The sequence below is a fragment of the Arcicella sp. GW821-FHT09D11 genome (genome assembly GCF_059416265.1).
This window is the reverse complement of the sequence record NZ_JBWKOV010000010.1, coordinates 83,629-100,282: the sequence shown is the minus strand read 5'-3', so window position 1 is coordinate 100,282 and position 16,654 is coordinate 83,629. Positions and strand designations below refer to the sequence as shown.

At 36.5% G+C, this 16,654-nt stretch carries 9 protein-coding genes and 1 riboswitch; of the genes, 3 read left to right on the top strand and 6 right to left on the bottom strand.

Annotation, left to right across the window (positions count from 1 at the left end; genetic code table 11):
• Window positions 1–6: 6 nt before the first annotated feature.
• Window positions 7–2,337, bottom strand: a complete 2,331-nt coding sequence (gene metE, locus AC07N0_RS20530) for a 5-methyltetrahydropteroyltriglutamate--homocysteine S-methyltransferase (protein ID WP_494590792.1) — start codon at window positions 2,335–2,337, stop codon at window positions 7–9.
• A gap of 205 nt (window positions 2,338–2,542) precedes the next feature.
• Window positions 2,543–2,760: riboswitch (cobalamin riboswitch) on the bottom strand.
• Window positions 2,761–3,124: 364 nt separating this feature from the next.
• Here metE and AC07N0_RS20525 point away from each other — a divergent pair.
• Both AC07N0_RS20525 and AC07N0_RS20520 read left to right on the top strand, forming a co-directional pair.
• Window positions 3,125–6,214, top strand: a complete 3,090-nt coding sequence (locus tag AC07N0_RS20525) for a SusC/RagA family TonB-linked outer membrane protein (protein WP_494590791.1) — start codon at window positions 3,125–3,127, stop codon at window positions 6,212–6,214.
• A gap of 128 nt (window positions 6,215–6,342) precedes the next feature.
• A complete protein-coding gene (locus AC07N0_RS20520; RefSeq protein WP_494590790.1) occupies window positions 6,343–8,028 on the top strand; it encodes a RagB/SusD family nutrient uptake outer membrane protein in 1,686 nt (561 codons plus the stop codon).
• A gap of 43 nt (window positions 8,029–8,071) precedes the next feature.
• Here the strand turns inward: AC07N0_RS20520 and AC07N0_RS20515 are convergent, their stop codons facing one another.
• The 4 genes from AC07N0_RS20515 to AC07N0_RS20500 form a co-directional block, all read right to left on the bottom strand.
• Window positions 8,072–8,680, bottom strand: a complete 609-nt coding sequence (locus AC07N0_RS20515) for a Crp/Fnr family transcriptional regulator (protein ID WP_494590789.1) — start codon at window positions 8,678–8,680, stop codon at window positions 8,072–8,074.
• 72 nt (window positions 8,681–8,752) lie between these two features.
• Window positions 8,753–10,003: an NAD(P)/FAD-dependent oxidoreductase gene (locus AC07N0_RS20510; RefSeq protein WP_494590788.1), complete on the bottom strand. Its 1,251-nt coding sequence runs from the start codon at window positions 10,001–10,003 to the stop codon at window positions 8,753–8,755.
• A gap of 18 nt (window positions 10,004–10,021) precedes the next feature.
• Window positions 10,022–11,767 carry a DUF885 family protein gene (locus AC07N0_RS20505; RefSeq protein ID WP_494590787.1) on the bottom strand — a complete coding sequence of 582 codons (1,746 nt, stop codon included), beginning with the start codon at window positions 11,765–11,767 and terminating at the stop codon, window positions 10,022–10,024.
• A 172-nt stretch (window positions 11,768–11,939) separates the two neighbouring features.
• Window positions 11,940–12,941, bottom strand: a complete 1,002-nt coding sequence (locus AC07N0_RS20500; RefSeq protein WP_494590786.1) for a pectinesterase family protein — start codon at window positions 12,939–12,941, stop codon at window positions 11,940–11,942.
• A gap of 344 nt (window positions 12,942–13,285) precedes the next feature.
• Here AC07N0_RS20500 and AC07N0_RS20495 point away from each other — a divergent pair, with 344 nt between their 5' ends.
• Window positions 13,286–13,537 carry a hypothetical protein gene (locus tag AC07N0_RS20495; protein WP_494590785.1) on the top strand — a complete coding sequence of 84 codons (252 nt, stop codon included), beginning with the start codon at window positions 13,286–13,288 and terminating at the stop codon, window positions 13,535–13,537.
• On the opposite strand, the gene AC07N0_RS20490 is transcribed toward AC07N0_RS20495, so the two are convergent.
• The coding region (locus AC07N0_RS20490; RefSeq protein WP_494590784.1) for a T9SS type A sorting domain-containing protein at window positions 13,534–16,654 on the bottom strand (3,121 nt) is incomplete at its 5' end. The two genes, AC07N0_RS20495 and AC07N0_RS20490, sit on opposite strands and share 4 nt — an antisense overlap.

Sequence of the window (16,654 nt, the reverse complement as noted above, 5' to 3'; positions counted from 1 at the left end):
ACAGTTTTAACAAACACCCTCTTTTACTTTTTCTCTTAAAAGCTCAGTAGCTTTAATCATATTTTTTAAGGCTAATTCTGTTTCTGCCCAGCGACGAGTCTTCAAGCCACAGTCTGGATTTACCCATAAATTTCTAGCAGGAATATTCACCAAGGCTTTTTCTAACAGAGCAAGCATTTCATCTGTTTCGGGTACTCTTGGCGAGTGAATATCGTACACCCCTGGTCCGATTTCATTTGGATATTTAAAGTCAACAAAGGCATCCAATAGCTCCATTTGTGAACGAGAAGTCTCAATCGTAATCACATCGGCATCCATATCGGCTATGTGCTTGATGATGTCATTAAACTCAGAATAACACATGTGCGTATGAATCTGGGTTTCATCTTTTACGCCCGAAGCACTTAAACGAAAAGCTTCTACAGCCCATTGAAGGTAGTATTCCCAATCGGCACGACGCAATGGCAATCCTTCACGAATAGCAGGTTCATCAATTTGAATAACTTTAATACCTGCTTTTTCTAAATCTAATACTTCATCCCGAATCGCCATCGCAATTTGGAAGGCTGTGGTTTTTCGTGCTTGATCATCTCTTACAAAAGACCATTGTAAAATAGTAATTGGTCCAGTAAGCATGCCCTTCATCAACTTTTCTGTTTTAGATTGTGCAAATTCCGACCAACGGACTGTCATAGCAACTGGGCGTTCTACGTCACCATAAATAATAGGAGGCTTTACACAGCGACTACCATAACTTTGTACCCATCCATTTTGCGAAAACACATACCCTGATAATTGTTCGCCGAAATATTCTACCATATCATTGCGTTCAAACTCCCCATGAACTAACACATCTAAGCCAATTTCTTCTTGCCAACGGATAGACTTTTCAATTGCTATCGCAATTTGTGCATCATATTCTTCTTGAGAAATAATTCCTTTTTTAAGGTTTGCTCTCAATACACGTACATCATCTGTTTGTGGAAATGAACCAATGGTTGTTGTCGGAAAGAGAGGCAATTTTAAGGTTTCTAACTGCAAAGCCTGACGAACCGCAAAAGGACTTGGTCTATGAGCATCTTGTTCTGTTAAAGCTGCCATCCTAGCTTTTACCTGTGGTTTATGAATCAAGGCTGAATCTTTTCTGCTTTGAATAGCCTTTTGATTTTCAGCGAAATGTTGTGCAAACAAAGGTGCGGACGCTGGCTCAGAAAGCTTTCTTAATACATTTACTTCGGTCAATTTTTGTTTAGCAAATGCCATCCAATTTTTGATTTCTGGCGTAAGGACTTCCTCATTTTGTTCTAAATCCAAATCGCAAGGACTGTGTAATAATGAACAAGAAGGTGCAATCATTACTCTTTCTTGCCCTAATATATCAATTGCTTTTTGAATCAATGTCAATGATTTAGCATAATCGTTCTTCCAAATATTACGACCATCCACTACACCAAGCGAGAGGATTTTTTTCGTTTTGGCAAAATCGGTTTGCTCAAAAATATCCTGTAACTGCGAAGGGCAACGAACTAAGTCAAGATGCAAGGCATCAATATCTAAGCTGGTAGCTACATAAATGTTTTCGCCAGTACATTCAAAATATGTGGCTACCAATATATTTAAGTTCGGAACTGCCTTTTTGATTTTTTGGTAGGCTTGTTGGAAGGCTATTTGTTCATTTTCTGTCAAATCCAACGTCAAGCAAGGTTCATCTAGTTGTATCCATTTTGCTCCACGTATTGCCAATTCTTGTAGAATATCAATATAAACAGGCAATAGTTTTTCTAATAAATCTATTCTATCAAAGCCCGCTTCCTTTTCTTTTCCTAATAGGAGGAAAGAAACGGGCCCAATCAAGGCGGGTTTTGTAATAAATCCCATTTGCTTGGCATCTTCAAAATCGACGATTATTTTATCAGAATATCTTTTAAAATGTTGATTTTTAGTGAATTCAGGAACGATATAATGATAATTTGTATCAAACCATTTGGTCATTTCCATGGCTTTAATATCGAGACCGTCACGTTGTACGCCCCTTGCCATCGCAAAATAAATATCTAATTCACGGTTGGTTTGTCCGTCCACCAAAGCATGGTAACGCTCAGGAATAGCCCCGACCAACAAAGCAGTGTCGAGCATGTGGTCGTATAAAGAGAAATCATTTGAAGGAATCAATGCTATTCCTGCCTCTTGTTGAAGTTGCCAATTCTCTCTTTTGATTTGGCGACCAATGCGAAGTAATTCGTCTTTGGTAGATTTTCCTGCCCAAAATTGCTCGCAAGCACGTTTTAATTCTCTTTTGCTACCGATACGGGGGTAACCTAAATTGTGTGTAAACATAGTAATTGTTGTTTTAAGGTTCGTGCCTTATCAGATTTTGATAAAGCATTTTGACGTATTCTACAACACGCCGAATGGAACTGAAAACACCACACCGTCATGCATAAAGCATAAGCACACGCTGATTCATTGCTGAAACAGAGTAATATTCGACAAGTATTTTATAAAAATCAATGCGTGAACTAAGCCCTATCTCGTGAGGGAATAGTCATTGAGAAGGTAGGCAAGTCTCCTGACTTGTAACATTTTCTTCACCCTTCTCATTCTTTGAAAAGAACAATGGGCAAAACGGAAGAAAAATCGTTTCTGCTCGAAACCGTTACTTACAGTAGCACGTCTGTTCGTGATTCTCACACGATTCCTTTTTAATTTATGGCGAAAGATTATTCACTTTCCCTTAAAACCAACCTCCTGATTGACGGGTGTTTACTGAGTTACTGAGCAAAGGTATTAATGATAAAAATATGATAGATATATTATCCTTATTTATTTAAATATTTGGATAATTTAATAATTATATATCTTTTTAATAGATAAAAAATACAATAAAATTGTAAAATTTAAACAAAATATCTTTTTATTTTTTCTTCCTTGATTATAAGTTTGTCACTCCATTAAAATAGCTGTCATTGGTGATAGATATTAAGACAGTGTTACGAAAAAATCATGTTTTGATAACAATGCCTTTACTTTCTGGAAATCTTACGTGAATAACTTGCGCCCTCAATTAAAAAGCAAATCCTTACTTTTCTTTTTTTATTACAATTTAATTATATTGTGATTAAATATGAAAATTCCATTTACAACACAACTAAAAATGAACACAAAACCTTTTTTTAAGACCCAATCAACGTTGATTCTTGGTGTCTTAGTTGGGGCGACAGTTGGCATTGCTGCTAGTCCAACTTTTGCCAACAATGTTTCCCTTCTCACAATCAATAAATCTTATACTTATGAAAAAACACTACTAAAGAAAGCTCTTAAAGAGATTACAGTAAAAGGTAGAGTGATTGATGCTAAAACCAAAGAGCCTTTGGCAGGATGTAATATTCTGGTAAAAGATAGCAAACGTGGGGTGAATGCAGATGCCAATGGTAACTTCAGTATTATTGCGGACGAAAATGCAACGTTAGTATTCACATTTGTTGGGTATGAAAAACAAGAAGTAGCTATTGCAGGGAAAAGTACAATTGAGGTAGCGTTGGTATCTACTGCATCAGACTTAGCACAGGTAGTAGTAATTGGTTACGGAAGTTCAACGAAAAAAGATATTACAGGGTCGGTGAAGTCACTGAAAAGTGCAGAATTTAACCAAGGGATTATAAACTCTCCTGAACAACTTTTACAAGGTAAAGTATCGGGCGTAAATGTTACCTCTGCCAGTGGTGAACCCGGAGGAGTACAAAGTATCAGTGTTCGTGGGCCAGGTGGTGTAAGAACAGGAAGTACACCACTTTTTGTGGTAGATGGTTTGGCTTTAGATAACTCTAGTACTGGTGGAGCAACAAACCCTCTTAACTTTTTGAACCCTCAAGATATTGAATCAATAGATGTGTTAAAAGATGCTTCGGCAACGGCTATTTATGGTTCAAGAGGTGCAAATGGGGTAATCTTGATTAGTACTAAAAAAGGAAAAGCAGGCTTTTCTTCTTTCAATTATTCTACTAGTTATGGTTTCTCTACGATGGCGAGAGCTTTACCTGTTTTCTCAGCAGATGAATACCGTAAACAAGTACCTGCTGTAGGCGGTGTGCTAGAAGACTTGAAAGCATCAACCGATTGGCAAAAAGAAATTTCAAGAACAGCCCTTACTAAAAACCATAATATTTCATTAGGTGGTGGTGCTGATAAGCTTACTTATTATGCTTCGTTTGGGATTCAAAATCAAGAAGGTATCTTGAAAAACAATCAGTTAGATCGTTATACGGGTCGTATTAATGTAACACAAAAATTATTAGACGACCGTATCAGCATTGATGTAAACTTAAACGCTACTAATACTAATAACGAACGCCCTCCAATCACAGGTATTATTGGTACTGCTATTTCTACCAATCCTACTTATCCTGCTTACGACGATAAAGGTCAACCTTATTCTTATGTGAATGGCGTAAACCCATTAACTACTTTGAAGTTGGAGAAAGACGTTACTTCTATTACACGTATCATCGGAAATATTTCTCCTTCTATCAAAATCATTGATGGTTTAGTATATAAATTGAATTTCGGGATTGATAATTCAAGCTCATCTCGTGATTTACAATCATTGGCAAGTGCTGTACCTTTGCAAGATGGTCGTTTAGAGACAATCAACATTAATAATACTAACCGTTTGATTGAAAACTATTTGACTTATACAAAAGCCATTAAAGACCATAGTTTCTCAGCTTTAGTAGGACATTCGTATCAAAAATTCATGTTCCGCGGACGTTCTTATAGCATTAACAAATTTCCAATTTCAGACATCGAGCCTATCTATAATCCAGGATTAGGACAAGACCTTACGTTGGCAAATAATAAGCCAACAGGTTATGCGACTAATGATGAACTACAGTCGTTTTTCTCAAGAGTAAATTATCAATTTAAAGACAAATATTTATTAACAGCTACGTTAAGGGTAGATGGTTCTTCAAAATTTGGAGCAAACAATAAATATGGTGTTTTCCCTTCTTTCTCAGCAGGTTGGAGAATCTCTGAAGAAGAATTCTTGAAAGGTTCTGCGTTGAGTAATTTAAAAGTAAGAGCAGGTTGGGGACGTACTGGTAACCAAGAAATTCCTTCAAAAATTACTCAGGCTAGATTTACTTCAGTGGTTTCTGCGGGGACTTCTTATCCATTAACTGAAACTGGAGCATATCCTGCAGGAACGTCTTATACTAGATTAGCCAACCCAAATATTCAATGGGAACAATCAACACAAACAGATATCGGTATTGATTTTGGCTTCTTAAATGGTGCTTTGACGGGTACAATTGATGCTTTCAATAAAGTATCTGGAGATATTCTCTTAGAAGTGATTCCTGCTGACCCAGTTCAGCCTGCAGGTACATTCTGGACGAATGTAAACAATATGACAATTACCAATAAAGGGTTAGAATTAGAATTGAACTACCGTCGTGCTTCAGCAAGTGGTTTTACTTATGAAGTAGGTGGAAACATTACTTTTATTGATAACGTTGTTAAAAACTCTCCTTACTCAGTTATCGCTTCGGGTTCTGCCTCTGGTTCTGGTTTGACTTCGGCTACTATTAATGGTTATGTGAGTGGCCAACCAATAGGTACGTTCTTCTTGAAAGAATTTACAGGATTTGATGATAAAGGAATCAGTACTTTCCGTGACGTAGATGGCGATGGAATCGTAACTGACAAAGACCGTATTGCAGCAGGAAGTGCTTTGCCAACCAAACAATTTAACTTCTTTGGTCGTGCGAACTACAAAGGTTTTGACTTGTCGATTAACTTCAATGGTGTTGCTGGTAACAAAGTGTATGATAATACAGCTAATGCCAATTTCTATAAGTTAAGACTATCAAAAGGAATTAACACCACAGCCGAAGCCATTGCTTCAAGCAACGAATCTGTCAATAACTCCGCTCCAGTTTCTACAAGATACTTGAAAGACGGTGCTTTCCTTCGTTTGAATAACTTGACTTTAGGATATAATGTAAACACTAAAGCATTGGGTATTAACAAATGGGTATCTACATTAAGACTTTCGGTAACAGGTCAGAACCTAGCAGTATTTACAAAATACGATGGCTATGACCCTGAAGTAAATACAGACAGAACTGTTAATGGTATTACTTCTTACGGAATCGACTATTTAAGTTATCCAAAAGCTAGATCAGTTATTTTTGGCTTAAACATTTCATTTTAATTGACAGAACAGTTATCTGAAAGCAGTTAACGGTTATCTGTTCAATCTTTGGATTATGTGATGATTGAGAATAATTCATTTTCAAATCTTCAAATCACCAAATTTTCAAATTACAAATCGTCGAAATCATGAAAAAGAAAATATATGTACTATTGGCCCTCATGGGTCTTTTAACCATTGAAAGTTGTACCAATCTAGAAGAAGTAGTATTGGATGAGTCTTTCACGTCAAATCTTTCGGATAAACAAGCTGCTGATGGAATTATTGCTCCTGTGTACGCAAGGCTTCCAGATATTTTCCTACATACCAACTACTTCGCAATCCAAGAAATCTCTACAGACGAGGCAATTTTGCCATATCGTGGGGGTACAGACTGGGGTGATAATGGTATCTATTTAGCACTACATGCTCATACCCAAACAAGTACTGACCCTAATTTAAGATCCACTTGGAACTTTATATTACAGGGAATGTCGCGTGCTATTACGGCAATCAATACACTGCCAAGTTCAAAAGACCCAATTGCTAAAACCTATTTGGCAGAAGCAAGAGGTATGAGAGCTTACTATTCAATGTTGACGCTTGATTTATTTGGCTTAGTATTCGTAAAAGATGACATTGGCGAAAACTCTACTATTTTAAGAGGAGACAAAGCCGTTGAATACATCAAAAGTGAATTATTAGCTGTTGAGCCAAGTCTAGAAACATCTGTAGGACCAGGACGATTAACAAAAGGGGCTGTTTGGGGATTATTGACAAGACTTTATTTGAACGCTGCGGTTTATCGTGATCCTTATGCGGCAACGATTACTTTCAAAAATGAAGATTTGGATAAAGTAATTGAATATTCTGATAAAATTATTTCTTCTGGTCAATACCAATTATCAAATGATTATTTCTCAATCTTCAATTCAGATAATCATACGAACAAAGAATTAATTTTTGCCGTTGATCAACGTGCAGAGCTGAACGGACATAACCGTTTGGCATATTTCTCTCTTTCTGGAGACCAATTTCCACTGCCTGCCTATCCGAATGCTAACGGAACAGATGGTCCAGGGATTACTTCTGACTATTACCGTACTTGGGTGAATGCTTATGCTCCACAAGACCCAACTGTTGACCCTAGATTTTACAAACAAAATTTGTCTATCTATTCAAACCCTGCGGATTCATGTGTTGCGGCTGAGAACTTTAATATCAATCGTGGTATTTTAAGAGGACAACAGTATGGTTTGATTCGTAAAAATGGTGTTTTCTTGAAGTGTGCTGATGGAAAGATGAAAGTGGGTAAATTAGTTTATGATACTAGAAATAAGCCAACGTTAGCGGTAGATTTCACAGAGAAAATAGACTTTACTACTGAAGGAAGTAATTATAACACTGGTTACAGAGTAGAAAAATATGAATTCAGTAAGAAATCTGTAAGTGGTAGAAATTTCGGTGAGGCCGATATTAGCATTGTGCGTTTGGCCGATGTTTATTTGATGAGAGCCGAAGCAAAATTGCGTAAAAGTAATGATGTGGCTAGTGCATTATCAGATGTAAATATGATTAGAGCAGCCAGAACGTCGTCTAAGGTAGCTCCAGCACTTAGTGCCATGTCATTGGATATCTTATACCGTGAAAGAGGATTTGAGCTTTATTGGGAAATGCATCGCCGTACAGATATGATTCGTTTTGGTAAATTCGAAGATAAATGGACAGAGAAAATAAATACTGATAGAAACAAAAGACTCTTCCCAATTCCGCAAACTGCGATTGACGGGGCTTCAAATATTCCAGGATATTTAACTCAGAATCCGAGTTATTAATCACATAAAAAAGGTTGAGATGAAAGTCTCAACCTTTTTTATGTTAACTGTTTTTCGCCATTTTCGCCCTCACCTTACTGAGAAATTCAGCAGAAATGCCAAGGTACGAAGCGATATAATGTTGAGCTACACGCTGAGGAATCTTTGGATACTTTTTCAGGAAATCAGCATATCGCTCATAAGCAGTTTGGGCAATGGAATTGATTAACCTACTTTGTGTTGCCGACAAGTTTTTCTGTACCAACAATCTAAACTGCCTTTCAAATCGAGGAGCTTTCGTTAATAAATCCTCTTTTTTATCAGGTGTCAATACAAAAATCTCACAGTCTTCTAAAGCTTCTATAAACAGGTCAGAAGGTTTTTGCTCATGAAAACTAGCAATATCACTTACCCACCAATCTTCAATGGCAAATTGTAAGATTACTTCAAAGCCATTTTTATCGATATAATACTTCCGCATACAGCCTTTTATGATAAAAGCTTCGAAATTACAAATTTCACCTTCTTGTAATAAAAAGGTCTTTTTCTTAATGGTTTTATATTGAAGATGTTCATTGAAAATGTGTAATTCTTCTTCCGAAAACGCTACATTTTTACAAACATTCTTATTGATTTGTTCGAAATAAGTACTTTGAGGAGCTTGTGAATTCATGTTGTACTACAACTTTTAAGTTTTTTGAAAGATTTAGATTATCCTCAAAAATACTACTATTTTCTAATTATCTTATCCAAATCGCTCTACATCAAAAGCTTTCATATCAATGCTTGTAGGCTGTTCATTCACTAATTCTGCTACTAATTTGCCCGTTGCTGGTCCCAAACTCAAACCCATCATCGAATGCCCTGTGGCAATTACTACATTTTTATGTTTCTTCGTTTTGCCAATATAGGGTAGCCCATCTGCTGAACAAGGACGATATCCATACCATATTTTATCATTACTAGGCATCGGAATATCAAAATCAGGAAGGAAATCTTTCACCGATTTTAAGATGCCTTCAACTCTATGATACTGTGGTGGCGTTTTAGTAGAAACCACTTCCATCGTACCTCCAAATCGAATTTTATTGCCATCCATTGGCGTTAAAGCTACTCGCCCTTCTGCCAAGATGATAGGATGATTTATTTTATAAGGGGAATTCTCTAACGTAATGGAATAGCCACGTCCCGGTACTAACGGCAAACTCACCTCTACCATTGCTGCCAATTCTCTGCTCCATGAGCCTGTAGCAATTACAAAACTGTCGGCTTCATAAGCTTGTTGTTGGGTGATTACTTTCGTGATGTTCCCATTGTTTTTTTCAAAGCGTATTACCTCTTCATTTGCTTTGAATACTACACCTTTGCTTGTTAAATCCTGTAGTAATACACGCATCAACTTATCTGGGTACAAGTGGGCATCACACTTAAAAAATAATGCACCAAGACCATTAATTTTAGCTTGTGGTTCAAGGCTTTGTAATTCGTCATAATTCAATAAAGTAACGTCTAAGCCTAATTCCTGTGCTTTCTCAACGGTGTGATGTGCATGGGCTTGTACGCCTTCTGTCTGGAATACTTCTAGCATTCCTTTGTGTTCATAGGCAAAATCAAAGTGAGGTAAACAAGCCCATTCGGCAAATTCGTGTTGGCTCAATAAAGAAATATCTCTCAAGGGAATAGCCGAAGCTGCTACATTTTTTTCAGTCGCACTCTTCATGAATTTCCAACCCCAATCTATCAAAGCAGGGTTCAAAGATGGTTTTACATAAAACGGACTTTTAGGATTCAGCATCCATTTTAACCCTTGCCAAATAATGCCAGGTGCTGCCAAAGGAATAAAGTGGCTTGGACAAACATAGCCTGCGTTGCCGTAGGAGCAATTATCCGAAAAATCACCTTTGTCGATAACCGTTACCTGATTACCAGCTTTTTGTAAATAATATGCTGTACTTAAACCAATAATTCCACCTCCGATTACTACTACACTTTTCATATCTTAAATATTAATTGCTTACTTGAATTTGTAAAATCGCCAATTTGTTTTAAAATCTTTGCTCAAAGATTGTTTTGTGAGAATAGCCCTGACCATTTCAACGGGCAACGAGTTTTCCTGCATAATGCTATCATGAAATTGCTTGTAAGACATTTTTCCTGTATCAACTAATTCGCTTTTCAAGGCCTTAAATTGTAACCCTCCAATCATGTAGGCAATTTGATACAGTGGGTCATACCCACCTACAAATGAACGCCTTACTTCGCCTTCTGCATTGGCTTTTTCATGTCCAACTCGGTCGATTAAAAAATCGATACATTGCTGTGGTGTCCAATTACCCGTATGATAATTAAGCGAGAAAATGATTCTTGCACAACGGTGCATCCGCCAGAATAGCATGCCTATTTTATCTTCTGGTATCTTTGGGAAATTCATGTCATACAATATCAATTCCCAATATAATGCCCATCCTTCCATCCAAAATGGCGTATCAAACTGACGATACGTTTTGTATCTATTCAGCATAAAATACTGTAACGAGTGTCCTGCAATTAATTCATGATGTACAGTTGCTCTTGAAAAATGAGGATTATTGCCACGCATACTCATTAACTTCTGGTCTTCAGTCATAGTATTGGTTGGATAGGAGATAATGAATTCTTCACCACCCAAGAAAAAGGGAGCAATGAGTTGTCTTTCGGGCGACATCATGCTCATTCGCCATGCTTCTTCTGCCAACGCTGGAATGCTTATTAATTGATTTTTCTTTAGGAAGTCAACCGATTCATTGTATAACCTCATCATTTCTTGGGGCTGTTGAGAAGGTTGTACATACTTAGTTTTTACATATTCCAAGGCGGCTTTCCAGTTGTCTCCAAAGCCAAGTTCTTTGCTTGCCTTGAGCATTTCGGCATCACACCAAGCAAATTCTTTATTGGCAATATCAACTAATTCTTCAGGAGAATAAGGAATCATTTCAAGCTGTAATCGGCGGGCGATTTCTTCTTTCCCAATCGGATTACCAACAATACCACTAGCATCTACTTTTTGCGTAGAAAGGTTTTTGCCTTTCTTTTGAAAATTAGTAGCATACACTTTTAATAGCGAATCTAACTGAGCATAAGGTTGGGGCATCCACCAAGTAAATAAAGGATCATAGCCCTGATAAAAGCCATAAACTGACTTAATAGCTTTCTGTAAATTTGTAGTAATGCCTGCTCCCCGTTTTCCTAAGTTGTTGGTTAAAGAGGTGTCTTTAGCCAATTTAGTGTTCAGTAAAACGAGTTGCTTGGCTATTTCATTAAACTGAAATGCCAATTTAGGAGCATCTAAAGGTGTTCCTCTTCTTCTTATTTTTTCTACGGCATATAGGCTGTCAGCAAAAGGAAACCATTTCTTCAAGGAGTCATATTCTTTCTCTTCAATCGTAAATTGATAATATTCTTCATCCAGATTCCTTTTGAATAAGACGTAGTCTACTTTAGTACCAGTATTTAATTGATTAAAATTGAGTTTTGATAATTGGCTTTGATAGTCACCAATAAGTTTTTTTAGGCGTTCTCTTCGTTCAGGGGAATTTTCAACAAAGTAAAATCTGGAAAGTATGCCTTTGTCAGCATAATATTGAGCCATTACATTGTTTACTTCACTGCTTTGTTGATACAAATCTGTTGTAGAGATTTGAGCAAAAACGATTGATTGATAGGTCATTATCAAGAACCCTATCAAAAAAAGTCTGTGCTGTAATAGTCGATATTTTTTCATTTGTTGCTCAAATTATGGGTTCCCACTTATGACAAGTAAAAGTATAATTTTATAATGATTTGAAGTACATACATTTTATCAATACATACTTTAATATTAACTTAATGTCAAAGAAAAAGCCCTGCATCATAACGACACAAGGCTGAATTACAAATTGAAAGCAAAGAGGGTTCTAAACTTTTATTTTAACCAATTTAGATAGTCCTTTAGAGGCTCTCCATTGGTCATTTCCACCGAGAACATTCTGAATTGTATACTTCTTAACATCAGATTTCACTAATTGTTTAGACCACTCTACCCTTGCTTGTGAAATACCACCAGCTTCTCTAGAGTCATATTCTGCATAAAAAGCTGTTTTCTCGGCATTTGTTTTATGCCAATTGTGCCATCCTTCTGGCTTAATAATGTTCGACATTTCACAACATAAAAAAACCGTTTTGGCATAATCTCGCCAAGGTCTTCCTAAATAATAAGTAGCTGCTGGAGCGCTTCCTGTCAAAGTACAGCGATTGAAAACAAACCCATAAGATTGATCTTGGGGTGTTGATGCTGCTGTAAAAAAGCCCGCATCTAATTTGCCATTTAGTTGGCAATGGTCGAAAAATGCAATGGCCCAACCAAAAATAAAATCAACAGTGCCTTCAATATAACAGTTTTTATAGTATTGTCTGGTTCCAGCACGTTTTGGATATAAGGTATCTTGAAAGCCTAGAAAGCGACAATTGATAAAACGAGCTTTGTCACCATCTACAAGCATTGCTACTGCTTGTCCAACTGGCCCTGCCGTATTAGCAAAGGTGATGTTTACGGCAGTGAAATTATCTGCCACAATTCTCGTAGATGCCGATGTTGTAGTCGTGATTTTTATACCATCTGCCCCTAACTTACCAGAGAAATCATCAAAAGCTAAAATAGTTTGTGATGCACTCTCACCCACTAGCGTTACCATGTTTTTGGTTGAATCTAGCACTATTTTCTCTTTATAAGTCCCATTTTTAACAAAAATAACAACAGGATTACTATTATGAAGGGGAACAGCATCAAAAGCCTCTTGAATGCTTTTAAAATCACCAGTGCCATCTTTTGCCACCGTTAATTGTTTGGCAGGTGAAGCCAATAGTCCCGTGCTTACCATACAGCATAAGCAAAGGAAAATGTATTTTAAATGTGACATGTCTAAATGTTAAGAATACAGTTCTTCATGAAATGGGTAAACTATCAGGAAGCTTTATATCCTTTATTTAATTTTTGAAGAATAATTGTTTTTGGTTAAGCTTTGTTTTACAAAATTATAGAATTTTATCAATAAAAAATATAATATAAAAAATATTTTATAGTTAAGATATTACTCATTATTTAAGAAACATAATGCTTAGAACATCACGGTAAAGGATTTTGAAAATTTGTAAGTGCATGGTGGGCTTAAAACAAAAGAAGACTCCTAATGAATTAGAAGTCTTCTTTTGTTGAATATGAATGTTTTTTGTTAAATTGTAATCGCTTATATACTAAATAGTTATGGCCGAATCAATTTATTTTACCAATGTATACCTTTCAACTACTTACGACGCCAAAAGTAAGAGAATAAGGGTTCGTCCTACAGAGGGGCAGAAGGTGCCCGTATTGTGGGTTAGTTGTTCAAGAAAACAGCGAAATCAAATGCAACTTGGCACAGTTTTCAGAACAGATGTTAAATTGATAATTTCTGGAAAAAGAAAACCGTACTTAGCTGCCACTAAAAAGATTTTAGGACAGCTAAGCTTGTTTTAACCCGCCTTTACAATTTTCTTAACCATTTGTTCTTTTCCTTGAATTACTTCTATTACGTAGTTTCCAGCAGGTAAGTTTCTGATGTCTAATTTTTCAGAAAATTTACTTCCAGATTTTTCAAATACATTTTGTAACATCACTCTGCCGAATGTTAAGTCACTAATTCTTACTTCAAGGTTTTCAGTACTTTCATTATCTAGCGTCAATAATACATAATCAGTAGTTGGATTTGGATATGTATTTAATGAACCTAACAATGGTGTTTCAGGACCTGATTTTTCACTAACCGCAATACGGCTATTCATTTCCGTTGTTGGAATTAAATTACTTGTTGGTTTTACACTACCAGCTTGATTTGTAGAGGCTGTCTCTGTTGGAATCAAGAAGATAGGCGTTTCAGTAACATTTAATGTGAATTTTCCGCCATTTGCAGCCAAAGCTGAAACACTCATTGAATCTGCACCTACTTTTAAGTTATATAAATTTGCTTTTGAAACATTACCAAGATTTAACGTATAATCTGCAGTACGTCCTTTCTCGTCAGCGATAAACAAAACATAAGCAGATTTACCATTGTACTCGTAACGATCTACGATTGGGTCTTGCGAGATAGTTTCTTTGTACACATAGTTACCCATTAATTTGTTTGTTTGATAAAGGTAATCTGCGATTGGTCTGCGTTTTTGATTTGGACCAATTAAGCCAGATGAACCAAATTGAATAGGGTTTTCAAAGTTGTCATCATATATTTCATAAAAGAAAGATTTTTCAACGCCTAAACGGTTATACATCAAAGATGATCTTAAACCCCAGTCTGCCTGAGTAATATATTCGCTTTTATTACCAATCGGAATTGCTTTTAATGGGCTTCCTTGGTTAAGGTCAAAGCCTAATTCTGTAATCCAAACAGGCATATCATTCGCATAATCATGAGCCATTTGCACAAACTCTTTTGCTGTTTTTGCCGCTTCTGATACTTCTGGAGCAGCACCACGAGATGATGTGCCATCTTGTTTAGAACCCGAATTATCAGAATATTGGTGGTAGTTGATTATGTCCCAGCATAAATTAACAGTTCCATCAGCATTATAACCTCTGAACTCTTTACACCAGTCAATCATACCTCTTACATAGTCAGTTTTTGCGAATGCTAAACCTGCCATTACCACTTTCATAGTAGGGTCAGCATTTTTTACACCAACACCAGGACCCATTGTGTTTTTATGTCCATCATAAAAAGCAGATAAATTAGCAGCGTGTTCACGAGCAGTTTGATAAGCACCTCTGCCTTTCCACCATTTATCGCGCTCATTGCCACATTCCATGTATTTTACTACACCTAAGCCTACTTTTACAGTATTGATGTTGTCAAAAGTCCATCTTGGTTTGTCATAAACACTTAAAAGAGATCTATCAACATTTTTATTACTTCCATAACGGGCAGCATATTGAAATGCTACTCTAGCTTGTTCAATATAAGAAGCAGGCTCTGTAATAGATTTTCCGTATTTTACAGGAATAACGTTATAGTCTTGGATACTTTCAGGATATGTTTTAACCAACCAAGTTGAAGCCACTTGAATACAAGCTAATACTTCAATACCTTCAGTTTTACAACGCTCATAAATCGCATCATAATTCCAACCACCGCTATATGTTGGATTGAATGTATATTTGTTTTCACTGAACTCAAGCTTATCCCAATCTATGTAGTGACGGAATCCTGAGAATGATTTAACAGCTTTAAACTTTGTTTCATCAACATAATCTGGATGATATGGATCAAAGAAGTCCCATTCAAAACCATTTACGCCAAAACCATCTTTCATTTTGATAGCTTTCAAAGGAGCTGCTGTAACAGCTTTTTTACTTGGTACATGTGTTCCATACAACTCCATTTCTGTTGGTAAATTACCATAGGTATTGATTACCAAATATCTGATTTTACCTGCAGGGATATTGCTCAAAGAAAATGTATTTGGATTAAGAGCATCTGGACCAACCCAAGTATTGTATAAGTCTCCTGTGAATTTAGCAATCTGAATTCTCTCCCAAGTATCAGTAATCACAGAAAGCGTCATAGGCTTGTCGTGGAATATACCTTGTCCGTCATAAAAACGAATGCTTTGCAATGTCATTTGCTCGTCATCAAGAAGAGGGTAATAAGCATCATAGTTATCTAATAATTTTCCCCATCCTGTATTTACTGAAGCATCTACATTACCATCAAAAAGTTCGTCTAATCCATTACTATTATTATTTAATTGATACCATCTTTTTGGGTTAATTTCTATTTTAGTGCCAGCAATTACTGGTGCTGGAGGTACTACTACTACAGGTGTAGGCGGTGTTGGAGTAGTAACAACTGGGCTATCTTCAACTAAGCCAGTAGAAACTGTAGTAGCTTCTAAGCCAAAAACCTGTACTTTTTGAGGAATGTTGTTCGCAAATTTATGAATTACGATAGCATCTGCATCAAAAGGAGTAGCTACAATAATATCTACGAATGTTTTGTAAGCAAGACCTTCAAACAAGCCTAAGAAAATTTTATTAGCACCATCTAAAGCATATACCGAAACAGGATTATCAGCGAAAGTACCTTCATAGTCATACAAAGAAACTTTAGTGATTTTACTGCGTTTTTCAAAAGTCAATCTTACGTCAACCCATTTAGAGTTGCCAGTCCAAGCATATTCAACCAAGCTGTTCAAATCATCATTCAACCAAGGAGTATAGTCTTGACCTGTGTTTTCGCTAGCTGAAATTTTAGCAATTTTAATACGGTCTGGCGCAACAGTTACAGGCGTTTCTACAATAGGCGTAGGTGGTGTTACTACAACTACAGGATCAGGCGTTGTAATTACTGGCTCTTCTGGTTTAGTAGCTGGCGTAGTAGTAGGAATACCATATACTTGAACTTTTTGTGGAATAGCATTAGCATATTTGTGAATGATGATAGCATCAGCATCTAATGGAGTACTTACCACGATGTCTACAAAAGACATATAAGCAGTTCCATTAAATGTTCCCAATAAAGTTTTAGTAGTTCCGTCTAAAGCATAAACAGAAACGGGCGTATCTTCGAATGAACCTTGGTGGTCGAATAAAGAAACTTTA